Source organism: Ruegeria sp. SATB027 (assembly GCF_059613825.1).
This window is the reverse complement of sequence record NZ_JBXWTH010000097.1, coordinates 55,780-79,215: the sequence shown is the minus strand read 5'-3', so window position 1 is coordinate 79,215 and position 23,436 is coordinate 55,780. Positions and strand designations below refer to the sequence as shown.

Genomic DNA, 23,436 nt, shown 5'->3' with positions numbered 1-23,436 from the left:
GAATTCAGCATGGTGCTTGTTCTTTCCATGCGCCGGGTCCGCCAACTGATACCCTTTGCTGGTGATCGCCGGCTCTTCAATCACCCCGGCACGAGAGCAAATCCGTTCAATTTTGATCACACGTCCACGCATCGTTTTTTCCCTCTCTGTGTTCTGCTGCGCCTGACGAGCCTCTCAACTCGCACCGTGATCACCCTTACCGGAATCGGCTCGACAGGACGCAATGACACAAATAGCCTGCAAGGGTGTCAAAAACTGACAGGTCCAGAGCAGCCCATGTCCTTTTCCAAGGCCCAAGATCTCATTCGTCTTGCTCAGATGGCCGCCGCGCGCCGCAGCGGGGTCAGTCTCGAAGACATCTGTGACGAGTTTTCAGTTTCTCATCGCACAGCTCAGCGGATGACCGATGCCTTGGTGGCCACCTTCGGAAATGTCGTGGCTGAAGACGGTGAGGACCGGAAGCGACGCTGGTGCTTACGCGACACTGGACTCTCACGGCTACAACTTCGGCATGAAACTGGCGCCGAAGCACTGGAGATCGCTGCTCGTTCAGCCGAAGCAGAAGGCAGGCTGCGGCATGCAAAGGCCTTGGCGGACCTTCGAGATGGTATGTTGGCAAGAGTGCTGGCTCGAGCTCGCATCGAAGCGGATGCAGAGGCTGTCCTGATGGCCATGGGCCAAGTCACACGACCCGGCCCCCGTGTCAGTGTCGCTCCCGACATTCTTGACGCAATTATCGAGGCGCTGCGCGGACCCTTTCGGTTACGCGTGCGCTACAGTCAGGACACGAAGAAACGCATCTTGGAGCCGCATGGGGTATTGCTGGGGCATAGGACATATCTTGCCGCGCGTGACCCAGCAAAGGCAGATGAGGTCCGAAACTTCCGCATTGATCTTATACACGAAGCAGAAACCTTGAATGAAAGCTTCAAGCTCCAGGACGGCTTCACCATTGCAGATTATGCAGCCCACGCCTTTGGGGTCTGGCAAGATCCGGCGCAATTCGGGGAAGTGGTCTGGCGCTTCAGGCCAGACGCAGCCGCTCGTGCAGCCGGCTTCCAGTTTCATCCAAGACAGACATTGGAACACCAGCCAGATGGCAGTCTTATCGTCCGTTTCCATGCAGCGGGCTGGCTTGAGATGGTTTGGCACCTGTATCAATGGGGCGACAAGGTTGAAGTCATCGCCCCGGCGGAGTTGCGAGCCATGGTCGAGGGCTATCGCCGCTCCGATTTTGCCGCGATGCCTTGACCTGATTTTTCGAGGAGAATTTTTATGAACGACAGCTTGACGTTCCAAGCACTGAAGGAAAAACAGAGGGCCATTCGCTCGGCATTTCCCGAAACCATGGGCCTTCGTGTCCACCGTGCAATCAGTTGGATCGGTCGTGCCGAGGCCTGTGAAGAAGACGATGACGCGCGGTTCATATTTCTTTGGATCGCATTCAATGCAGCCTACGCCGACGAACGAGAATTCCAGTCTATCCCGCTAGGTGAACGCGCTACGTTCCTTGAGTTCTTTGGTCGGCTGACACAGCTGGATGCTGATCGACGGATCTACAAGGCCGTTTGGCAGCGCTTCTCTGGTCCAGTTCGTCTTCTCCTGGAGAACCACTACGTCTTCAGCCCGTTCTGGCAACACCACAACGGAATCGAAGGCTTCGATGATTGGCAGGAGCGTTTCAATGCTTCGGCCCGAGCCTTCGGACAGGCTTTCCAGGCTGGAGACACAGCGAGAGTTTTGAGTTTTGTCTTTGACCGTCTGTACGTTCTGCGCAACCAGCTCGTGCACGGCGGTTCGACTTGGAACGGCGGAGTTAATCGCGCGCAAGTGCGCGATGGAGCGGCAATCCTTGCATTCCTGATGCCAGTTTTTGTTGACCTGATGATGGATAACCCGAGCGGAGACTGGGGGCGTCCTTTCTACCCCGTAGTCTCGTAGCTGCGCGCAGTTCCTGCTGAGCTAACAGCAGAACCCCGCACGTGCATAGACCTTCTTCCGGCAAAGGTACCGCTAGCGGGGACCTTTCGCTCTGCCTAGCAATCAAATCTCCTTGCCATCATTAATGTTGTTTCGTATCGCTGCACCATTATAGATGGAGTCGGCATCATGAAGCACGTGATCCACGGCGTTGCAACAGCCACGGCAATAAGCATATCCGGACTAATGGCCTCGTCAGCTCCGGCTCAGGCCTATCAGGTGGATTGTGCGATCCTCCTCTGCCTTGCGGGCGGTTGGCCTGACTCTGCGCCCTGCGCGCATGCCAGAGCGGTCTTCATTCGGCGGATCACGCCATGGCCGATCGAGCCGCCCTTACAAATCTGGCGGTGTCCGATGGGTGTGTCGCTCAACGATCCCAGTCCGATGTCGCCTATGGAACGCCTTTATGACATCACGTTCCGCGATCCGCCCGAACCGCAGGAATCAACTCCGATCCCCCTTGTTCGCGTCCAAGCAGATGAGCAAGCCGACATCGACATCTCAGGCGACGCCTTTGATTTCGTGCGTAGCATTCGCGTTTATCACATCCAGTACCGCCAGCATGAAAACCGAGATGGCGACTGCAATCGCAGCGACACCACGCGGTTGGGGTCCTACGGCGTGCAGGGCGATTACCGATGGACAAAGTCCAACGTGGGCCAAGTGCCAGCCGCATCCGGACTGAGCATCCCGAATGGATGCGGCAGCTACTTCTACCGTTCCGTCTTCGTCGACTGGCGCGATCACGCCGGGAACTATGGCTCTGAAGAGGTTCGCTACTGACAAAATCTGCGCGCGGTTTTACCGCTCGCGTCCTGACAACCCCGCACGGAAGGCTGTGCAAAACCCCCGAAAAGGAGACGACGCCAGACCGTGAAGCCTGACGCCGTGCTAGAAAACTCCGTGAACAAGAGTTTCCTAGCGCACCGCTAAAACACCTGCAACCAGCAAAGTTGTTTTGCTGGCAAGAATGTTGTTGTCTCACGACATGGCGTCGGTTCTCCAAGGAGACCTCGACCATGGAACCTACGACCGGCCTGATCCTGCGACGGATCACGCAGACAAATCTCTCAGTTGCTGCGCACAAGCTTGCCACCCTCATCCTCGATGCCATCGCCTGGAAGGATGGCTACAACGGTTTGTCGCGCGGAACGGCAGCCTTCACCCTCTCGGCCCTGGCGGAGAAGATGGGTGTCTCACGACAATATCTTTCGGTTCTTTTGAGCGAACTTGAGACGTCGGAGTTGCAGCTCGAGCGGGCGAAGCCGAATGGCAAGTTCGCGCCCTGGATTTTTCGGTTTTCCGCCTTCGACGAGGAGAGTGAAACCCATGATCTCGTGTCAGGTGAAGGCGACACATCACTATCTAGAGATAATTATAACAAAACTATCTTCTCAGGGCTGATCGATATCACCGCGAGTTCGAACGTTTTTCAGACCAGTTGGGCAGAGCTCATCAAAGCGGCGAAGGCCACGTTGCCCTGCTGGAACATCGACACCCAGGTCATCTGGGATCGCTTCCTCGCCTTCAACCGATCCCGAGGCAACGGCAGGGTGCCGGCCGGCTTCCTGCTTGGCTTCATGCGCCGGTGGCGAAATTCGTCGGGAACTCCAACTCGTCCTGCGGTCAAGCCGCCCGCGAGACCAATAGCGGACCCCAAAGAGCGCGAATTGCTGAAGCAGATGCAAGCCGCACCAACTGCGAACCGCCAGTTCCACGCGTCCGACCTGTGTCGTTTGATCGGTCACGCTGCCTACGAAGCGCGAGTACTGGATGTAATCCGCAAGTTTGGGTGCCAGAGGTTCTCAGCAACCTTGGCGGTGCACGGACGAGCGGTGTTGGCAGGGGAAATTTCCAGGTAGGTTCGCTTGCCAAGCTTTGGAGCCGGGAAAACCCCGCTACAGATTCAATATCCGATAGTGAATTTTATGTGTGTCATCGATGCCTCATTGAAACCCACTCCAACACGCCTCGATCTGCGCCACATCTTCTCCAACAAGCTCGCGACTTAAGCGTATCGCACGAATATAATCGTCGCGAGTAAATCTAGACCAACCGACGCCAATGAGCTGTTTCCATCTTTCTTTCATTGCAGGCTCAGATCTTCTGGCAGCTTCTTCCATGAGCACTCTATCAATTGGTGGATGAAGGAAGCGAGTAGCCTCGTCCCACCCCATCTCACCGCGATCACCGTAAGGGTCGAACTGTGGCCCCACCATGGTCTGCAGGAATAAAGCCTTCAAATAACAGTTCACCAACTTCGCCGAGATGCCGTATGTGAAGGAATTTGAGATTTCATCTTGCGCGAGATGTCGAATTTCTTCGCACCATTGATTATGTGCTAGATCGAAATCCTCTCTGGTACGCGGTAACCAATGGCTGCCTAGAGATAGCCATTTAAGCCCCGACATTCTCAACAGTTTTGCGCCTTTTGACACAGGGAAAGTACATACCTGACGACTGCTCCGCGCGGCGGTGGAAGCGGCCCAAGCAGCAAATCGGAACCGATGTTCAGCTGGGTGGTATTCCATCGTATAGTTTGCAACTTCTTCAGCTTCTTGGAGCCGACGAGCAAGCTCAGGTAGCAGTTTGTCATTCCATGTTTCCAAGTGGATCACGCCACCGGACATGCCCGCAGTGGGAAGCCAGTTCAACTCCACACCGTCGCCCATCCTTGCACCGTCATCAGTAAGGAAACAGAATGCCTCTGTAAGTGTCGGTACAAGACTACGAAGGTTCGAAGAAGTTCGATCGATTTGGGCAACTCTTGCGCTGAGTTCCCATCCTAGGGCGTCCCACAGAAAAGGGTCACCGCGATACCCCCATGTCTCTGGACGTCTAGAAAAGATCGATGCGACCGAAGGCATAACTTTCTACTCCCTTTAATTCTTAAAAAACAGAGCGGTAGCACGCCTTCTAATTGATCGGCGGGTCGCTACTGCGTCAAGCTTTTTAGAAGTTGCAAGAGCCGCCTAGCGACCTTTACTACAGTTCGCAGCGGATGGCTGCGCTCCGCCTGCCTTTCGAGTGGATAGGCTCCACCCCAACTTGATCGAATGCCCGGAAAGAGCTGACAGCGCTCATCGGGACAACCAGTCCATAGCAGTGACGGTTCGGAAGTCGTTGCTGTAGCGCCGCAAGTCGGCTGGAACCATTTCATCACACTGCCCCCGCCGCCGTCCAGAACCTTCTTCCCACATATGTCCATATCTGACGCATTGCCATGTCACTTCTGTTGAAAAGACGGAGATGACCAATGACGCATGAACAACACCTCGCCCTTGATCTGATCGTCCGATTGGCCAACCGTTTCGGTCCCGCCAGCCGTATCGTCAAGGAACTGCCCGGCTGGCTGGAGTACCTGACCGAAGTCGAATGTCCCGAACGGCCTCGTACCCGACCAAGCTCGCAATGGTGGAACAAGATCAGGACCCTCGCGCACGACCTTGTGCCAACCGCCGGGGGCGGTGAGGGCGAGATCGTTCAGTGCAATGCAACCCGTCTTGGCGAGCATTTCGGGCTATCCCCTGCCGAAACATCCATGCTGACCTTCGTCGCGTTCTACAAGTTGTTCGATGGCTTCGAGCATGTCGTCGATGGCGCGCTGGAAACCAGAGAAGTCACGGTGCCGCTGCTGTTGTCGTGGTTCTGCGCGGCGCCCGAGCCTGAAATCCGCACAGCCATGCGGGCATCCGGTCGCCTCACTTGCTCGGGATTGGTGCAGCGCAACAGCGGCGGGCGTCACCGCCGGATGCCGTTCGATCTGTCTGATCGCCTGACCCTCGCGCTACTTGCCGAAGTGGATAGCATTTCCGACCTGATCGCCCTGATGTTCCCGCGTGCGGCTGCGCCGCAGGCTCAATGGCAAGACTTCGAAGGTCTAAGCCAAGATGCGGACCTGATGCGTGAACTACTGTCCAAGGCGCTGGCAAAGCGCCAACCCGGCGTGCACATACTGCTCTACGGCCCTCCCGGCACAGGCAAGACCGAGTTCGCCAAGGTGCTCGCGCATGAGGTCGGCGCTGAACTGCGCGCGGTCGGCGAAACGGACGATGACGGAGGCGAGCCGTCGCGCCGGGAGCGTTTGGCCGAGCTCACAATGGCATCTCGCATGCTAGGGCAAAGATCGGATACCGTACTGCTGTTCGACGAGATGGAAGACCTGATTGGTGGGCACAGCTTCCGCTTTAGCCATGAGATACTGTCGAAGGTTCATTTCAATCGAATTCTCGAAACCAATCCGATCCCGGTGATCTGGACTACGAATTCGGTTCACGCCTGTGATCCTGCTTTTCTACGGCGGATCAGCTACTCGGTGATGATGCGCCCGCCATCGGGCCGTGTGCGAGCGCGTATCTGGCAATGCCTCGAAGAGCGACATGGTGCCGGCATACCGGACACCGCCCTGCCGGATATGGCGGAACGGCATGATCAGGCCCCGGCGCTTGTTTCGGACGCGATGGTGGTGGCAAGGCTTTGCGATGGTGGGCAGGCTGTTGTCTCGCAGGTGCTGGATGCTGCAGCCCGTCTGGCAAAGGGCGGAGTCGACAGCGCGCCGCGGCATTATTCAGAGGTGCCTTGGCAAGAAGGTCTGGCCCGCGCCGACGTTGATCTAGCCCGGATCGAAGGGCAGCTAACTCGGTCAGGCGCACCCCGCCGGGTCAGTTTCTGTCTTGAGGGACCGGCGGGCACCGGCAAAAGCGCATGGGCACGGCATCTGGCCCGAGTCATCGGCATGCCGGTGATCGAAAAGCGCGCCTCGGACCTCATGTCGAAATGGGTTGGCGAAAGCGAGCAGAACATCGCGCGGGCCTTTTCTGACGCACGCGCCGACGGTGCGATGCTCATCTTCGACGAGGCTGATAGTCTGCTGGCTGACCGTCGTGGCGCTGAACGCAGCTGGGAGGTGAGCCAGGTCAATGAGATGCTGACCTGGATGGAAAGCCACCCGTTGCCCTTCGTCTGCACTACCAACTTCGCCAAAAAGCTCGACCCTGCAACGCAGCGCCGGTTTACCTTCCGCATCCGGTTCGATTTTCTCTCAGTCGATCAACTGCCTCTGGCTTGGGCTGCGCATTTCTCATGTTCGCCCCCGAAGGAACTGGCTACGCTTGAGCGGCTTACTCCGGGAGATTTCGCGAACGTGGCCCGCAGAATGCAGGCACTGGGTGTTGCGGACCCAGAGGAAATTCTGCGCGCTCTGACCCTTGAGGATGCGGCAAAGATAGGAACAACGCGACCGATTGGCTTTGGCCGTTGACGCCAAAGTGCTCCACCACAATGGTTGCTCTGTATTGCTAGGAGGAGTTATGCGCTACGCTCGCCAGGAAGATTTGCAACGTCTCGCTCTGATAATGCAGGGGTCAGCCGAGGGGATTTCGCTTTCTGATATAGAGCGAGAATTCAGCGTATCCCGTCGCACGGCAGAACGCATGCGTGATGCCGTACGCAACGCCTACCCTCAAATTGAGGAAATCTCCGGCGAAAGTGGTCGAAAATATTGGCGCTTTCCGCCGGGATCATTGGGCCGAATGGCTGAACCCACGCTGGATGAACTGACCGCCGGCCACCGCGCCGCCGCTATTGCGCGGCGTGAGGGCGATGAGCTAACAGCGGAAACATTGGAGCGCCTTTTGGTGAAGGTGCAGGCAATGTTCCGCGAGGATCGCCGCCGTTTAATTGCTGCTGACCTTGAAGCACAATTATTGGCTGACGGCGTTGCATTCCGGCCCGGACCACGAGAAAAAATTTCGCCCGAGACTCTATCTACAATTCGCGAAGCAATCCTTGCAGGGGTTATGATCTCTGCTGATCATCGCGCCCGTGCTTCGGCAAAGCTTTCACGCAATACCCGGCTCGGCCCAATTGCCATGTTATTTGGTCAAGGGCGCCAATACCTTTTGGCTTGGAGCGAATATCAGGACGATCTTCGACTGTTTGCGCTTTCTGGTTTTGAACGGGTTTCGTTGGAACCTGATGTCTATGAGCGCCCCAAAGGGTTCGATCTGCAGGAATGGCTATCAGAGAGCTTTGGTGTGTGGCGGGAAGAACCGCTTGATGTCGTCTGGCGGTTTCTGCCTGACGTTGCCGATGAAGCTGCGGGATATCTGTTTCATCCCAAACAGCAGACCAGGCGGATGGAGGACGGGTCACTGATCGTCCGTTTCCGCGCGGGAGGACGGCAGGAGATGGACTGGTATCTGGCAAGATGGGGAGATCAGGTTGAGGCGCAATTCTTGGAGATTTCGGGTAACTCTTCGTCTGATACGACCGAAAGTGACGTGTGCGGGCAGTAGTCTCAAGTAGGATCAACAAAGAAAGAATCGCGCTTGCTTCGGAACAGCACATCTCACCCCCTTCGCATCGACAGCTTGCCTGTTGGCAACGGTCATCTCGGCCTGACCCTGTGTCCAGGTAAAAAAGGCGACAGTGTCTTTGGCGCGGGATGGGACCGCGATCTGGACATTGATCTCGATGCAATCAAGGCTTGGGGCGCGCAAGCCGTTGTGACCCTAGTCGAGGACTCGGAGTTAGAGCTGCTTTCTGTCACGGGTCTTGGCGATGCGACCAGGGCACGAGGTATGGACTGGCACCACTTCCCGATCCCCGATCTGGATGTACCAACGCCAAAGGCCAAGGCGCGCTGGCGCCAATTGGCGCCCCGCCTTCATAGCATTCTGGAAACTGGCGGCCGTGTGCTGGTCCATTGCCGAGGGGGACTGGGGCGTGCGGGAACCGTTGCAGCCCTTCTGCTGGTTGATCGCGGGCATCCAGCAGGCGAGGCCATGGCCATCGTCCGTGCCGCGCGGTCAGGAGCCATTGAAACGCCGGTACAGGAACGCTTTGTTCGCGACTACGCCCGACATGACGGGCTGTCGCTTATCCGACTGCACGCCAGCCTTCTGGGTGGGGCGATCGGCGACAGTTTGGGTGCCGATATCGAATTCCTTTCTCTAACCGAAATTCGCCGTCGTTTTCCGACCGGCATTTCGGAGTTGCCAAGACACATGGGGCTGCACGGCGCTATCACAGATGACACCCAGATGACCCTGTTCACGGTCGAAGGGATCATCCGCGCGCAGGTCCGCGGCATTCTCAAGGGTATCTGCCACCCGCCGTCCGTGATCCATCACGCGCTGCTGCGTTGGTTCAAAACACAAGGTGGCAAACCGCAGGTTCAGACTGATGATGTGGGACTGGTCAACGACCCGCGCCTGCGGGTCTGCCGCGCGCCTGGCAATACCTGCCTGTCATCCTTGGCAGCGAGCGCGCATTTTGGGGACCCTGCGCGAAACAACAGCAAAGGATGCGGCACCATTATGCGTGTGGCCCCGATCGGCTTGATGTTCCCCCGCGAACAGGTCCGTGCGATGGCTATCGAGACATCTGCTCTGACGCATGGCCACCCAACCGGCCAGCTTGCAGCTGCAGCCTGGGCGGAAATGCTTGCCGATGTCACGGCAGGTGCCGAGCTTGAGGAGAGTGCGACCCGGACTGCAGAAACCTATGCGCGACTGACCGGGGGCGAAGAGACTGCGCGGGCAATCCAGGCTGCGCTCCGCGCGCCGCGGGACGGTTCGGGAGAAACCGTTGAATCTCTCGGTGGCGGCTGGATCGCCGAGGAAGCGCTGTCCATCGCGCTTTATGCCTGCCTTGCTGGAGGCTCTTTCGAAGAGGCTCTACTGATTGCGGCTACCCATGGTGGAGACAGCGATTCAACAGCGGCGGTTGCCGGGAATATGCTGGGTCTGCTTGATCCTGCAGCTGTGCTTCAACACCGTTGGGCCGAAATCGTTGAAGGGGCAGACATCATCTCGCAGCTGGTGCGGGATTACAGGGAGCTTTCATCTGACAGTGGTGCGGCAGAGGATGTCTTCGAGGTTTATCCGGGCGGTTAGACACATGGGGAAATATCCGAAATGCATCGATTGAGAGTTCGAAAGAGAATGGCAATAGCCACACAACCCATTGATTCAAAATAATTTCCCATTACAGTATCAATTTGCACAGTGAGCCCGAAATCCATGTTCTACCCTTTTCTCGTCGCCGATCCCCGCTCCGGCCTACATTACCGTCTGACCGATACCGGTCTTGCAGAGCTATCACTTGCCCCCAAAGCCCAAGAATGGGCGCCGGGGCGAGTGATAGCGGAAGAGCCTCACCCGGTGTGGCAAGAGAGCTTGGCCAATGCACCGGTCGAGACAATGTCGGCCGTCAGCGCGGCGTTGGAAGGTCTGGTGCTGGCCACTGCCGATCTGCGCGTTCCATCAAGGGGCGCGATGGGCGACAGCCGTGCAGGACGACATCTGGATGCTCTGATCGCACTTTGGCGCAAGCTGGGTGACGCATTGCCCGAGGGGCTGGCCGCGGTCCGCCATGTTCTGGACCTGCCGCATGGGCGGTTTCTTGACCCATTGCCGGTTGTTGAAGGGTCCCTTGACCCGCATGCACCAGACGCGATGAAGGCGCTTTATGGAAGGCTTAAGGATGAATTCGGGACTGTTGCTGCGCCCGCAAAGGCGCGCGCGGCGCGTGAAGGATCGCGGCTGCACGCTTTGCAGGGTGGGGTAGCCGAGGCAGCAATCGAGGCCGGGCCAAAGGATGGCAGTCTCGCCTTTTATAGTCTGCGCGATGTGGCTGCCTGCGCTGATTTTGCCGCCGCCCGCGCGGGTGCCCTGATCGAAAGCGGTATCGCGGCGCGGGAGATTGCTGTGCTGGCCTCTGGTGACCCACGCCAGATCGCGCGTGCATTTGCCGAGCAGGGCGTGCCGATTTCCGGACTTCCCGCCAGCCTGCCAGAGCGCGACATCGTTGGTGAAACAGCACTTCAACTGGCGTTAGCCAAGCGCACACCCACACCTGCGATGGTCCTTGCAAGTCTCGCATTGTCACCGCTAATGCCATGGTCAGCCCAAACCGGGCGCGACCTTGCCGAAAGCATTATGAATGGTGACTTTCGCGGCGATGTCCTGTCGCCCACCCAAGCGCACAAAGACCTCTGGACGGACATGCGCGCCTCAGCCGGCAGCCTTGCGCAACTGCGTTTCCTGATCGACCGTATTTGTGAGCGCATTGCGCAAGGGAACGAGGTTCGAGCCCGTCTGTCGATCCCGCCCGGCGAGGGTAGCCCAGACTGGGAAGCTATCCTGCGAGGTATCCAGATTGCATCCCCATCAAGTCCCGATCCAGAGCGCAACCTTGAAGGTGTAAGCCTCTGGTCTGCGCACGAAACTCCGTGGCGGCAATGCCGACATCTGATCATCACGGATTTCACCGACGGTCGGTATCCAACCCGGCCTCGCGCCAACCCGCTGTTTCTGGACAGCGAAATCACTGCAATTCGAACCACCACCGGTTTGCAGCTTCGCGGGAGGGCAGAGGGTTTGGCTGAAAGCCTCTTCCACTTTGACCAGCAGCTTCAGGCGGTTGCGGAGTCTGTGACATTTCTGGTCCCGTGGCGCGATCTGTCGGGCGTGCGGCAGCAACCTTCAGCTGGGCTATCACTGGTCGCACGCGCAATATCGGATGTAGAAGAAGCTCATGATCTGATCCTCGACCTGTCGCGCCTGCCGCCTGGCGACTGGCCTGTGGCACATCACCGTCTGCCACCGTTGCCGGAATCGGACGAACTCCCCGAGGCGCTCTCGTTCCCAGGCATCGACCTGTTGGCGCTCCGTCGCAAAGATGACGGAACAAGCAAACTTCAGTCACCCTCACGGCTGGAAACACTTCTGGTCAGCCCGCTGGCATGGCTTCTGGACGAAGTTGGCGCGGGCGACATGTCTTGGTCCGCTGAGGAACTCGATGTGATGGCCAAAGGCAACATTGCCCATGACGTGTTTGAACATGTGTTCCTGAAGGACCAACCCCTGCCAGAACCTGCGGCACTGACCGCTGCAGTTGCCGAGGCCTATGATCAAGCGCTGACCCGCCATGCTGGGTTTCTGCGTAGCGCATCATGGGAAATGGAGCGCAGCGGGCTCGAGCGTGAGATCCTTCAGGCGGCCCTGCGCTGGCGCGAACATCTGCTGGCGCTTGGCGCAAAAATCATCGGCAACGAGATCTGGCTGGCGGGTGAGGCGCATGGCATCAACCTGCACGGTAAGGCTGATGCGATCCTTGAGTTGCCAGACGGTACGCTGCTTGTCGTCGATCACAAGAAAAGCGGCACATCGGCCCGGCGCAGGCGAATGGAGGCAGGGTGGGATCTGCAAGCAGGGCTATACCGCGACATGCTCGCCCGTCCTATCCGGCGCGACGGCGACGGGATGGACCCGCTGATTGGCCGACAGGTCGGTATTGCCTATCACCTTATGAATGATGGTGGGCTCTTAACCTCCGGGCATGTGCCTGCAGAAGGATCTCCCGCCCGCGACATGGGCGACGCCGTCAACGATGCGGCTGTTGCAATGCTTGCTGAACGGCTGGCGCAGCTAGGGGCCGGCCGGGTGGTGCTGAATACCTCAGCCGATGAGGGCTTTTTCAAGAAAGAAGCAGGTTTCATGCCCTATGCGCTGACCGATGGCTCGACCCTGGTTACCGCGTTCATCCGCCAGATCGAGGAGGTATGACCATGGACGGAGCAGATTCAGACCGAGGGTTGGTCATCGTTCCCGCCGGCGCGGGCGCGGGAAAAACCCATCGTATCAAGACCCAGCTTTCTGACTGGGTGAAGCGCAAGATCGTACGACCCGAACGCATCCTTGCGGTGACCTTTACCGAAGCCGCTGCGGGCGAATTGCGCGAACGTATCCGGGCGGGTCTTCTGGCGGACGGGCTGGTCACCGAGGCTATGGCCGTGGAGCGCGCATATGTCTCTACCATCCATGGCTTAGGCCTGCGTTTATTGACGGAACATGCGTTGGCAGCAGGTGCATCGCTGCAACCCCGTCACCTTGGCGATGCTGAACGCGAGCTGCTGATCCGGCAGGCGCTGGCCCATGCGAAATCGCTTGATCCTATCAAGACTGAACCCGAGCGGTTCGGATATCAGCCCAACTGGCAAAAAGGCGAAACGGTCGAAGATTCACTACGGGGCCGGGTTCTGTCGATGATCGACCTGTTACGGGGGCTCGGCGACAAAGGCCGTGATCCCGGGCTGATCGCACCCGCACTAACGCGGCTCGATGAAATCTACGGCAAGGTGATCGCAGACCCCACAGCCGCCCGTGATGCGTTGGCGAAGGCGGTTGCTACCATGCTCACGGCCTTTCCGGTCGGTGGCATGGACGGCGTCACAGCCAAGGGCCCCCGCGAGACGCTGGAAAACAATCTGGCCCTGTTTCGCCGTGTCGAACGTGATCCGGCGATGCTGGATCGGGACTGGAGCCTTTGGCAGTCCCTGCGCAGTCTCTTCACTTCGAACAGCCGTACGAAAACGCCAGAGGGCTACGATGACCTTGCTCTTGCGATCATGCAGGCTGCCGAGGTGCTGCCTTCACATCCCGGCCCCTTGGCCGATGCGAAGCTGCACTTTCAGTGCCTGATCGCCTGTGCACAGGAAGTGATGGAAGCTTATGAGACACGCAAAAAGGCGCTTGGGCTGATTGACTATGCCGACATGATTGCAGGCGCCGAGCGGCTATTGCGGACCGATCCGGCAGTGCGACAGGCCGTGCTGGATGAAATCGACTGCGTCATTATCGACGAATTCCAGGACACCAACCCGGTGCAATTCGCGCTGCTCTGGCAGCTCGGTGCCCGCGCGCCGCGCACCCTGCTGGTGGGGGATGTCAAACAGTCGATCATGGGTTTTCAGGGCGCTGATCCGCGCCTGTCTCAGGCGCTCGCGGCGGCCAACCCCGATGCGACGCAGCCCCTTGACCGCAATTGGCGGTCTACACCGGCGGTGATGGACTTCGTCAATGCTATGGGCGCCGGGTTGTTTGGCGCAGGCTACAACCCGTTAGCCCCGACGCGTGATCCTGTGTCCGGTCCTGCCTTAGAGGTTTTGAACATCGTCAAAGGCCGCGGGGTAAGAAAGTATTCGAAGCCGCAAGAGCATGTTGCAGAGCGCATCGCCCAGATCTTGCAGGTGGGGGAAACGATCACCGACCGGCACAGCAAGGCCCCGAGGAATGTGCGCCCCTCTGACATCGCTCTTCTGGTCTGCCGGCACGCGACCGCAGCCCGCTATGCCGAGGAATTGCGCGCTCGCGGCGTACCTGTCCGCATTGCCGAGGATGGCTGGGCGACAAGCCCGGTTGTTCAGGCGGCTCGCGCGGCGCTCAGCTATGCCGCGAACCCAGACGATACGAATGCCGCGCTGGTCCTGCGCACCCTCGGCCCCGATCCGCTCAGCCTACAAGCCGCCATGCAAGCACAGATCCAAGGGCGGTTGGAGGATGATCCGGTCCTCCTGCGCCTGGCGGCGCTGTCGGACCGCCTTGCTCGCTTGCCGATTTCCGATGCATTGGACCTGGTGATCAATGCTTCTGGGCTACGTATCTGGGCTGACCGTCAGCCCGACCCAGCACAGGCGCGTGCAGACCTTCTGCGGCTTGAAGCCGAAGCAAACGACTTCGAATCCGCGCACCGTGATCTCAAGGCGGCAGCCGGTTTCCACGGCGAAAGCGCCAAGGTGTTTCTTGGCTGGCTGGATGCCCGCGCCAGTGAGCGCGATTTCGACCGCCGTCCCGACCCCGCCGCCAACAGCGCCGAGGCGGTCGAGATCGTCACATGGCACGCCAGCAAGGGGCGTGAATGGCCGATCACCGTGGTTGCGGAATTCGACCACGGGATCGAAGACTGGCCGGGCAGCACCGCGACCCGGTTCACCGCGCTTCACGAGATCGACGATATGGACGCCGTGCTGGCCTCGGCCGCACTGATCCACACGCCAGGATTTGCCGCCCCGGAGGCCGAGCGGCGGTTCATTGAGGATCGGCGCTCGGATTTCGAGGCAAATGCGAAGAACCTTCTTTACGTTGCCATGACCCGGGCACGGGATCGGCTGGTGTTGGAGTGGCCAGGCTTCCTAAAAGAGCGTGATGAGGAAGCTCCGGAGGCCAAGTGCCTGTTCCATGTTTTCACGGATGCCTGCGCGCCGCAGATCGGTGGTGATACACTGCGCATCGGCGGGATTGAGTGCCCGGCCATCATCAGGCAGTTGCCCGAACACGCGGGCTTCACCGCGTATTCGGAGGCCGAGATCACGGATACACCACGGCTCGGCCGCGATACCCCCTTGCCTGCTGTGGACTTGACCCCTTGGAGGTTGCAGCCATCGCAAGCTACCGCGGCCCTGTCTGCACCAGAAAGCCAGGGTATCAAATTGGGAACACCATGGTCCCGTACAGTTAGTGACGTGGCCCGTGGGACAGCGATCCATCTTGCCTTGCGTACTTGCCTGACGCGGCCTGATCTTACTGAAGCCCTGCCCAAGGCTACCGGATTGGACGATACAACCCTAGCGCTGGTCGCGGAGCGAGCAGCTGCACTGAAAGCCTGGCTTGCGGCCGATGGCTACACCGATCTGCTTTGTGAAATCCCTCTTCTAGGACGTACTAAAGAGGGTGCGGAAATTCCCGGAATGATCGACCTGCTGGCAGTTGGGCCGAGGGGTTGTCTCTTGATCGACCACAAGACCGGCGGTGCAGGTGAGGGTTTTGGCCTCTACTGGCCGCAGCTTTCTGCCTATGCCGACTTGGTCCGAAACGTATTCCCGACGTACGAATTGAATGGCGTGGCAGTACTTTGGGTTGATCATGGACGGCTGGATTTTCTGGACCTGGCCTCTATTCCTGCCCACGGGCATCAAGAAAGTACTTCTTGATGCCCTGGGGAATACTCGCGCCTGACACCATCATTACGCAGCGCAGGCAGCAGAACCTGGGCCTTGCCAGCGCCGTGCGGCACTTCAACGATCGTTCAGTACCAGGCTTGGGTGGGATGTGGTTTCCGATGCCGATTCTCTGGTCGGTTTTAGCGGTGTCCATTGCCGAGGAGCTAGGTGTATCGGCCTTGCCAGTCGGCAACGCCGTCGAGGCTTTGATGATGCGAAAGGCCACCGAAGAGGGCCTGGCGGACCGTCGCGTGCGTGGTCTACGCAAGATGCAAGGGCTGAAAGACTGGAGTTTCAAGAATCTCAAACGACGCGGCACCTATGTGGTTCAACCCATCCGCATGGCCATGGTGCAACCGCTGGTCGCGCTAGGTTTTGTGCGGGGCAGTCGCTTTGGTGCTTTCACCATCCACACCGCAGGCGCGCAGATGCTAAACCTGCCAGTGATGGTAAACTACCGTCGTGTTCTGGCCGCATGGGCACATGGGGGATCCCCTCATGGTTTGAATAAGGTAATTGAAGACCTGTCGCCAAATGCTGCCGTCCCACCCGAGGTGCGTAAGCTGATCTTGGCTCGGCTTGTCGGAGGTGATGATCCGTCAACGTCGCGTCGGCGTGCTCTCGTGGCACTCAAGACCGGGCCCAGTGCAGGCCAGCTCGATGCCGTCGAACCGCTCAGCGGGATAACTACCGACCATTGGACGGATCTGCGCGCGGGGGCGGCTTTCATGGATTTACGCAGTGCCGCACTGGCGGTGTTGTATCGCTTGGAAGAAAGTCTGCTTCAGCTTCGCGATGCCAATGAGGCCGCTTGGCTGCCCTTGGACGTGGCCAATAAAACCGTGGACGAGCCCCTCGCGGCGCTTCGCCAATGCGCCCGCCAGCTGGGCGCCAGAATTGACGCAGCAGATGAGTCAAGCAGCCGGAAATTCCTTTCAGAGGTCCGGGATTTGCCCGACCAACAGCTTCTTCAAAAGCTGGCCGATCGCGATGGAACGGTGATCAGGTGGCGAGACGATCGTATCGGTCTGGGACCAGCGGCCGGCGAGATGCCAAGCATCGATGCAGACGAATCCGTCAATGATGCCGAGTTCGCGCCTCAGTTATTCCGACTTTTCAATCTTCATTGCCTTGCGACCGAACTGAACGGCGATGTGAACCCGGGATGTCGGGTCTCAGCAGGTGAAGAACCGGCATCATGAACACAACGCTTATCACCCTCTTCATGCCGCCCAAGGATTGTTTCGGGGATTTCGGTTTCTTCTGCGGTTTTACGGCAACGCCCAAGGTGATGGGGCAGATCCGGCGCAGCTTTACTGGCGAAATGGCGCGCCCCGTACTAGCCGCGTTCATTCACCCGACAATGAACGCAATTTCGGACATATCGGGTCTAGCCTGGATGTGGATGCGGCCGCAGGATCGAGGTTACAACCTCTTGCACGCCAAGGTTGCCTTGCTGGGATTTCGCAAGCGCGATGAAGATGGATATATCATCAGGCTCGCGGTCAGCACGGGAAACTGGACGCAAGACCCTTTGACGGACAGCATTGACCTGTTCTGGTCAATTGACCTTCAGACCGATGATCCGAGAGATCAGGATATCGCAGATATTCGGGCGGCCTGGAACATGTTCGAATGGCTGCGCCAGCGTGGGGATTGCACGCTGATCGAACGGGAATATGACGGCGCACTACCCTATGCGCAGCTGGAGGACGAGATTGAGCGCCTTCCGGCCTCTACCTTGCAGCCACGCTTCATCGACAGCCGGTCTAAGGCTTTGCTTCCTCAGGTCGTCGATCGACTGGGAATAGGAAAAAAGGCAGATCGCCTAATCCTTGGATCCGGTTATTTTGAAGCAGAAGGCGATGGTGGCGCGGGGCTGCCTGAGAGGTTTCGCAAGAAGCTGGTCGAAGAAAAGCTCTTGAAGAAATCTGCGACTTTGGACCTGTTTCTGAACCCGATGTCCTGTCAAGGTCTGGCCATGCGTGGCCCGGCCCTGACCGCGGTCGGTTGGAATCTCCGGTGCCCGATTTCCGCTATGCATGGCAAGGACGGGCGACTTCACGCTAAGTTTGTATTGCTCGGCGCAGGTCACGACGAGGCCGTTGGGCGCGTCTATTTAGGGTCGGGGAATCTCAGCCGGAACGGATTTGAAAAGGCCGCCAGCGCGGGTGGCAATCTTGAAGCGGGCGTTGTCGTCGATCTTCCCAAAGGCTTGAAATGGCGCAGCCGAAAGAACAGCAAGCAAGGTTTCGCGACCTTGTTGCCAATCCAGTTCAACGAGACCGTCGAGCCTTCGAAGCTACAGTCTGGCAGCGGGTTTGTGCCCCCCGAAGAGCCTGAAACCCTGCCGCCAGCGTCTTGGTTGAACTGGAAGGATGATACGCTTTGTGCGCCAGGCGGGATTGTTCTGGATGTCATAGGTCCGGACGGTGCATCGTGCCCCACGCCGTGCATCTGGCCTGCACCTGCTCCAGCCGTTGTCACGCTGACACATGGTGGCTGGCGCGTTCCCGTGATCGCGGAGGGCGTGCTTGTTGTGCCACGGCCATCCGAATTGACAGTGGAAGACGTCTTGGCCGGCCTGCAGGCGTTCCCAGAACCCTTGGACGCAGATCAGCCCGATGACGGACCCGAAGGCGGTGAGCCAATGGTGGAAGCCTCGGATACCCCGGATTTGCCACCCGCAACCTATGCTATTCGCCGGATGATGAGCCTTCTGGTGCGGCTTGGCGAGACCCAGGCAAGACTTGACCCGCGAGATTGGCAGCGTTGGTGTCGAGAACTGCGTCACACCTTGCGCGCGATCTGCAAGCAGGAGCAGCTGATGATTGGCTTTTTTCGCGATGCAAAGTCAAATCCCTTGCCGGCACTAATGGACCCGCGGATGTGCCCTGACGATATCGACCTGACCCTGCTGGAACAATCGTTGAAGGCTGTAGCTCGGGAATGGGAGATCGATGACCTTCCGTCGCTTTGGGCTGACGAGGGCATGTGACATGGATTGGATGAAGGCCGCTGATTATCTTGAGCAGCTCGCGTCGCAACAGACGGATGAACCGCTTGATGCTGGACAGCGCGCATCTGTTGCGCAACTTGCCGCGCGGATCAGATCCGGTCAGCGGGCCGCTTTGCTGGCCGACGAAGTCGGGATGGGGAAAACCCGAATAGCGGTCGCACTCATTTCAGCAGTTCGCAAAGCGGACGGCAGAGCTGCGATTGTGCTTCCGGCTGGGTTGGGCGTGCAGTGGCAGAAGGAACTGAGGCTATTTCACCCTGATGACCAGACCCTGCTGCCATTGCGCAGCTATGACGGATTTATCGCAGGTTTCCTCACCGAGGAAGATGCCGAAGGAACCCAAAAACGTAAAATCAAACACGCGGACTGGCTAAAGGATCGCAGACAGCAGCGGGAATTGCCGAAAAATGGCTGGGCCAATGAAGAGGTCCTGATGATCTCGCACACATTTGCAGCCATGCGCTTTCCGAACGCAGGCAACGGTCCGGCGGGGGGATGGCGGCGTGAATTGCTTCCGAATGTTGTGCGCTTATTAGCAGGGCAACGACGCAATTTCATGCGCGACAACTTTCACCGTGGTGAGATTAGCCAGGTCCATGCCACCCGCCGCGCCGCCCGCATGATTGCCGACACTATCATTGAACACGGTTTGTGTCGGAGCGTGCTTGATGATCTGTCCGGAGACCACCGATGGCTTGCGGCCGATGAATACAAGGGCAAGATCCTGCCGCTCATAGGTTATGGGCTGGGTCAGTTCGACTTGATCGTCGTTGATGAGGCCCACAAGGCCCGTGGGGAGGATTCCAGCCTATCGCGCATTCTCGGACCAGTCAGTTGGGAGGCCGAGGATCCATTCCGCCTCGGGATGACTGCCACGCCTGTGGAACTGGATTCCGGGCAATGGAAGGACACGCTAGGCCGGATCAGTGGGCGGGACGATGGTGAAGATATTACTCCGCTTGCCGAACTTACCGAATGGATCAGCGGTTATGTCGATATTGTCAAACGCATCCGGGTCGAAGAACTTGACGAGCCATTGACCGATAACTTCGAGAACGCTGCAATCAGATTTCAAAAGGCATTACGCCCCTATGTTCTAAGAAGGGACAAGCGACACGATCCTGAGATCAGTGCATTTCAGGAAGCGCATGGAGATTATCGCGTCGTCGAGGACTTAAAGGTGTCGCCGATAACGAAGGGGTTCACTCGCGACTGGCTGCGTCGGTTTTGTGCAGCTGAAGCGCTTTCGATCCTGCCCCAGGAAGACCATCGCGTGAAGCGTGCAAGACTATCGGTCGCCCAAGGGTACGGATTTGGTCTCGCACCCGAATCCGAAACTGCTGAACAGCTGCTGCAGGAAGATGAGTTGGAAGGCCCGCAGTCATTCTGGTTCGATGCCTTCCGTGGCCAGCCTGCGGATATCTACACCCATCCTGCAATACTAGCCGTAGTTCGACTGATCGAGTCTTATGCCGAACGAGACGAAAAGGTTCTCGTTTTCGGGCGCTTCATAACTCCGATGAATGCGCTGACCCGGCTACTGGACGCACGCGAAATGCTCCGGCGGCTCAGAGATGGACGGCACTGGCCAGCATCAAAAGTACGGGACGAGAGCGAACCCGCCGTTCTTGCCGCCATGAACGACCCTGATCTCTGTGTGACGACAGGCGGGATCACTTCGATCAACCAGATGCTGACCGAGCGATATCGAAAATGGTCCAGTGCGCGCCGAACGGAGCTTGCAAGGCTGCATCGTGAAATCGAAGCCTTGGCACCGCAGGATGATACTGCCGCGCTGTTGGTTGGCTATTTGCGCCAAGATGACGATGGTGAAGAGCTGCAAGGCGATATCGGGGCACTACTGGAGGCGCTTGGCGACAGACGCGAGAGTGCTGACGCAGCGTGGTCCGGCGACGAGATGCTGGCGCTGTTCAAAGGGCTGCTGGATGAACTATTAACCGATGAAGAGCAAGAAAACGACAGTGTTTTGCCGTCCAGGCTGGCCGCGTATCTTCAGGACTTCTCCCGGCGAGAGGGCAATTTTGCCCGGATGATGTCTGGCGCGACCCCACCTCAAACACGCCGCTTGCTGCAGTCCGCATTCAACCGCGCCTCCAGCTGGCCAATGGTACTCCTCGCTCAATCCCGCGTTGGGCGAGAGGGGTTAAACCTGCATGAAGCCTGCCGCACCGTGGTCATACTGCATGCAGAATGGAACCCGGGTATTGTCGAACAACAGATCGGTCGTGTGGACCGCAAGGGTAGCTGTTGGCTGAAAGACTTGGAAAATTGGCATGGGCACGCCGAGGGCGATCCCCCACGTATACGCATTCATCCTGTCGTTGTCAGCGGAACCTATGATGATCACAACTGGCAGGTCCTGAAAGAACGTTGGATGGAGCTGCGTGCACAATTGCACGGGGAAGTTTTGCCGCATCAGGGAACCCACGCAGCAATTTCTCCAGAACTCGAAGCTCTTAGGAGCCGTATCATTGTAGCCACGCCAAGCTTTGCGCCATGGGAGTGATGTGAAGTTCCATAAACACCAACGGATGGTCACGATCATATTCATACACCAGGAGAAGCTATTGAACCTTCAACGCGCCATCGAAATCGCTGCGGAAGCCCATCGGGGACAAACCGACAAGGCCGGCGCGCCGTATCTGCTACATCCGCTCCGGGTGATGATGTCATTGGAGACCGACGACGAACGGATCGTAGGCGTTCTGCATGACGTGGTCGAAGACGGCCCTGGCTGGACATTCGAGCGCCTTGAGGAAGAAGGTTTCTCGCCGACTGTGCTCGACGCCTTACGCCTTGTCACGAAGACGCCCGAGGATGAAGGCGACAGCGAGGCCGTCTACGTGGCCTTCGTCCGACGCGCCAAGGGCAACAAGATCGCGCGCCGGGTCAAAACAGCCGACATCCTCGATGTCGCGTTGCCCTTAAATCCGAGACACGGCGCGCTTTCCGGCATTTCTTGCCCTTAAATATGAGATGAAGTGGCTGAAGCGCCGTCGCGTGGTCGCATTTGCTGAACTATCTTGTCTATGGCCGCAAGCAGCCGGGGCTGATTTTCATAGGCGCGTAGCAGGGCAACTCGTGCGTAGACGTCGATGTCCATGCTGCACAACGCAGCCTTTACCAGTGGACGTGATTGGGCGGAGACAATAGCGGCAAGGCAGAAGAGCCTTATGTTTGGCCGGGGACTTTGAAGGGCGAAGAACGGATCTCCACGCAAGGCATTCAGTCCCATCGCGAAGGTGACCGCCCGCATGGCTCGACGTAGTTCACGCGGGCTGCCGGACATCGCGACGCGCTCCAGCACCTGTGCCCCGCTCCGAGCACGATGAATCAGCTTTTCGGAGACCGCGGCGCCATTTTGCTTCTCGGCCTTTGGAAGAAGCCGGGCTCCACACATCTGGCAGTCGAACGCCCAGGCCCTTCGCCAGTGCCTGAGCGCAACGCCGCCATCAGCGCAGTTTGGGCAAGCCTGGAAGGGCAACTGCGCGGTCAACCGCAACTCTGGTTCCGGCATCGCCGCGAAAGTCATCGACAGCACGAGTGCGGGGTCTATGCGTGCAGCAACGGAAATCCTGTCCGCATCCAGCATGTCGATACCATGATCGAGGGCGGCAGCATATTTTGCGTCGATCCCGATATGGACGAGAAGGTCTACTACCTTGCAATGATTTGAAGCGGCCAGGCGTGACAACCAACCGGAAAGCAGCTCGTCCGGCACTGGCGTCACCGTTATGGGCAGTGGGCGATGCTTCATGCCCCCGACTTCTCGAGCCGTCGCTGGGCATTTGCATGGCGCGACCAGACCGGTGTCCATTTTGCAATGGCATCATCAGTGACGCACTCGTCACCGCTGATGATCGCGTCGATGGACAGATCCTTGACCAAGGCAAAGATGCGGGACGTCACCCCGCCTGTCAGCGCGAGTATCTGCTTTAGCGACCGCACTTTCAGATTGGATTTTCTCTCCAGCGGCATGGCCGCAATCAAGGTCTGAATCATGTCCGAGAACTCGGCATCATCGCGCCAATTCGGCAGGTGGTGTTCATCAAGCCGACGGGCGAGTTGGACATCGCCGCGAATGGCATCGACGGCTTCGCTGACGCCGAAGCAAACCAAGGATGCTTCCAGTTCGTTGCTGAGATACCTCAAGACATTGAGGAAACGGCGCTGTTCCCTGTGCGTGCCCGCCAGAAGGTTGTGGACTTCGTCGATCATGATCATCCGCAGCCCGAGGTCGCGCAAAAGGCCCACGACCCGAACTTCCAGCGAGGCAACACTCTGGGCCTTCGGGCTCAGCGCCGACGACGGGGCACCAACTGCTGCAAGGATGTGCATATAGAACCGCCGTTCATCGGGAGCGGGTGGCGCCTGCAACAGAAGTAACGGGGTGTGGGTGACGCCGGACTCCGAGTCGTACTCCGGCGCATAGCGTCGCTACAGGTTGCGGGCGATCATTGTCTTGCCGATGCCGGACGCTCCATGCACCAGAAGGCCAGGCATGCGGGTCTGCCGCGGCATCTCAATTAGTCCCTGTAACCGGTCCAGCACTTGCTCCGCCCGGGGAAAGCCGATCCAGATGTCCGACTGAATGAGAGCGATACGGCCGTCATCTTCAGTTTCTGCCCTCAAT

15 protein-coding genes and 1 pseudogene are annotated in these 23,436 nt (G+C 58.5%); 13 read left to right on the top strand and 3 right to left on the bottom strand.

Going from position 1 to position 23,436, the window contains the following annotated elements; translation table 11 throughout:
• The first annotated feature begins 9 nt into the window (after positions 1–9).
• The 4 genes from AC2FPW_RS22510 to AC2FPW_RS22495 all read left to right on the top strand — a co-directional run bounded on the left by AC2FPW_RS22510 (position 10) and on the right by AC2FPW_RS22495 (position 3,842).
• On the top strand, positions 10–1,251 hold the full coding sequence (locus tag AC2FPW_RS22510) for a helix-turn-helix transcriptional regulator (protein WP_496815519.1): 1,242 nt from the start codon (positions 10–12) through the stop codon (positions 1,249–1,251).
• A 24-nt stretch (positions 1,252–1,275) separates the two neighbouring features.
• The gene (locus tag AC2FPW_RS22505; protein WP_496815518.1) at positions 1,276–1,941 is read left to right on the top strand and encodes a hypothetical protein; all 666 of its coding nucleotides are present in this window, start codon (positions 1,276–1,278) and stop codon (positions 1,939–1,941) included.
• A gap of 225 nt (positions 1,942–2,166) precedes the next feature.
• Positions 2,167–2,763, top strand: a complete 597-nt coding sequence (locus tag AC2FPW_RS22500; RefSeq protein WP_496815547.1) for a hypothetical protein — start codon at positions 2,167–2,169, stop codon at positions 2,761–2,763.
• A gap of 236 nt (positions 2,764–2,999) precedes the next feature.
• Positions 3,000–3,842: a hypothetical protein gene (locus AC2FPW_RS22495; RefSeq protein ID WP_496815517.1), complete on the top strand. Its 843-nt coding sequence runs from the start codon at positions 3,000–3,002 to the stop codon at positions 3,840–3,842.
• Between the two features lie 84 nt (positions 3,843–3,926).
• Here the strand turns inward: AC2FPW_RS22495 and AC2FPW_RS22490 are convergent, their stop codons facing one another.
• Positions 3,927–4,652: a hypothetical protein gene (locus AC2FPW_RS22490; protein WP_496815515.1), complete on the bottom strand. Its 726-nt coding sequence runs from the start codon at positions 4,650–4,652 to the stop codon at positions 3,927–3,929.
• Between the two features lie 584 nt (positions 4,653–5,236).
• Here AC2FPW_RS22490 and AC2FPW_RS22485 point away from each other — a divergent pair.
• From AC2FPW_RS22485 to AC2FPW_RS22445, 9 genes are all read left to right on the top strand, one after another.
• The gene (locus AC2FPW_RS22485; protein WP_496815514.1) at positions 5,237–7,240 is read left to right on the top strand and encodes an AAA family ATPase; all 2,004 of its coding nucleotides are present in this window, start codon (positions 5,237–5,239) and stop codon (positions 7,238–7,240) included.
• The gene (locus tag AC2FPW_RS22480) at positions 7,224–8,276 is read left to right on the top strand and encodes a helix-turn-helix transcriptional regulator (RefSeq protein WP_496815512.1); all 1,053 of its coding nucleotides are present in this window, start codon (positions 7,224–7,226) and stop codon (positions 8,274–8,276) included. Before AC2FPW_RS22485 ends, AC2FPW_RS22480 begins: the two co-directional genes overlap by 17 nt.
• Before the next feature lie 33 nt (positions 8,277–8,309).
• Positions 8,310–9,878: an ADP-ribosylglycohydrolase family protein gene (locus AC2FPW_RS22475; RefSeq protein WP_496815510.1), complete on the top strand. Its 1,569-nt coding sequence runs from the start codon at positions 8,310–8,312 to the stop codon at positions 9,876–9,878.
• Positions 9,879–10,004: 126 nt separating this feature from the next.
• A complete protein-coding gene (locus tag AC2FPW_RS22470; protein WP_496815508.1) occupies positions 10,005–12,551 on the top strand; it encodes a PD-(D/E)XK nuclease family protein in 2,547 nt (848 codons plus the stop codon).
• A 2-nt stretch (positions 12,552–12,553) separates the two neighbouring features.
• Positions 12,554–15,754: a UvrD-helicase domain-containing protein gene (locus AC2FPW_RS22465; RefSeq protein ID WP_496815507.1), complete on the top strand. Its 3,201-nt coding sequence runs from the start codon at positions 12,554–12,556 to the stop codon at positions 15,752–15,754.
• Positions 15,755–15,882: 128 nt separating this feature from the next.
• Complete coding sequence (locus AC2FPW_RS22460; protein WP_496815506.1) at positions 15,883–16,965, top strand: hypothetical protein; 1,083 nt, start codon at positions 15,883–15,885, stop codon at positions 16,963–16,965.
• Positions 16,962–18,761, top strand: coding sequence for a hypothetical protein (locus tag AC2FPW_RS22455; RefSeq protein WP_496815505.1), 1,800 nt, complete (start codon positions 16,962–16,964; stop codon positions 18,759–18,761). Before AC2FPW_RS22460 ends, AC2FPW_RS22455 begins: the two co-directional genes overlap by 4 nt.
• 1 nt (position 18,762) lies before the next feature.
• The gene (locus tag AC2FPW_RS22450; RefSeq protein WP_496815503.1) at positions 18,763–21,309 is read left to right on the top strand and encodes a C-terminal helicase domain-containing protein; all 2,547 of its coding nucleotides are present in this window, start codon (positions 18,763–18,765) and stop codon (positions 21,307–21,309) included.
• A 61-nt stretch (positions 21,310–21,370) separates the two neighbouring features.
• Complete coding sequence (locus AC2FPW_RS22445) at positions 21,371–21,772, top strand: hypothetical protein (protein ID WP_496815502.1); 402 nt, start codon at positions 21,371–21,373, stop codon at positions 21,770–21,772.
• Here AC2FPW_RS22445 and AC2FPW_RS22440 read toward each other — a convergent pair.
• Both AC2FPW_RS22440 and AC2FPW_RS22435 read right to left on the bottom strand, forming a co-directional pair.
• Positions 21,769–22,560, bottom strand: coding sequence for a TniQ family protein (locus AC2FPW_RS22440; protein WP_496815501.1), 792 nt, complete (start codon positions 22,558–22,560; stop codon positions 21,769–21,771). The genes AC2FPW_RS22445 and AC2FPW_RS22440 overlap by 4 nt on opposite strands.
• A pseudogene (locus tag AC2FPW_RS22435) lies at positions 22,557–23,435 on the bottom strand (TniB family NTP-binding protein). The gene AC2FPW_RS22440 and the pseudogene AC2FPW_RS22435 overlap by 4 nt, the downstream one beginning before the upstream one ends.
• Position 23,436 lies beyond the last annotated feature (1 nt).

Coding starts and splice junctions, on each gene's coding strand:
- AC2FPW_RS22505 (WP_496815518.1), top strand. CDS start 1,276: ATGAACGACAGCTTGACGTTCCAAGCACTGAAGGAAAAACAGAGGGCC.
- AC2FPW_RS22465 (WP_496815507.1), top strand. CDS start 12,554: ATGGACGGAGCAGATTCAGACCGAGGGTTGGTCATCGTTCCCGCCGGC.
- AC2FPW_RS22450 (WP_496815503.1), top strand. CDS start 18,763: ATGGATTGGATGAAGGCCGCTGATTATCTTGAGCAGCTCGCGTCGCAA.
- AC2FPW_RS22455 (WP_496815505.1), top strand. CDS start 16,962: ATGAACACAACGCTTATCACCCTCTTCATGCCGCCCAAGGATTGTTTC.
- AC2FPW_RS22440 (WP_496815501.1), bottom strand. CDS start 22,560: ATGAAGCATCGCCCACTGCCCATAACGGTGACGCCAGTGCCGGACGAG.
- AC2FPW_RS22490 (WP_496815515.1), bottom strand. CDS start 4,652: ATGGGCGACGGTGTGGAGTTGAACTGGCTTCCCACTGCGGGCATGTCC.
- AC2FPW_RS22495 (WP_496815517.1), top strand. CDS start 3,000: ATGGAACCTACGACCGGCCTGATCCTGCGACGGATCACGCAGACAAAT.
- AC2FPW_RS22510 (WP_496815519.1), top strand. CDS start 10: ATGGTGCTTGTTCTTTCCATGCGCCGGGTCCGCCAACTGATACCCTTT.
- AC2FPW_RS22485 (WP_496815514.1), top strand. CDS start 5,237: ATGACGCATGAACAACACCTCGCCCTTGATCTGATCGTCCGATTGGCC.
- AC2FPW_RS22500 (WP_496815547.1), top strand. CDS start 2,167: ATGGCCTCGTCAGCTCCGGCTCAGGCCTATCAGGTGGATTGTGCGATC.
- AC2FPW_RS22470 (WP_496815508.1), top strand. CDS start 10,005: ATGTTCTACCCTTTTCTCGTCGCCGATCCCCGCTCCGGCCTACATTAC.
- AC2FPW_RS22460 (WP_496815506.1), top strand. CDS start 15,883: ATGCCGATTCTCTGGTCGGTTTTAGCGGTGTCCATTGCCGAGGAGCTA.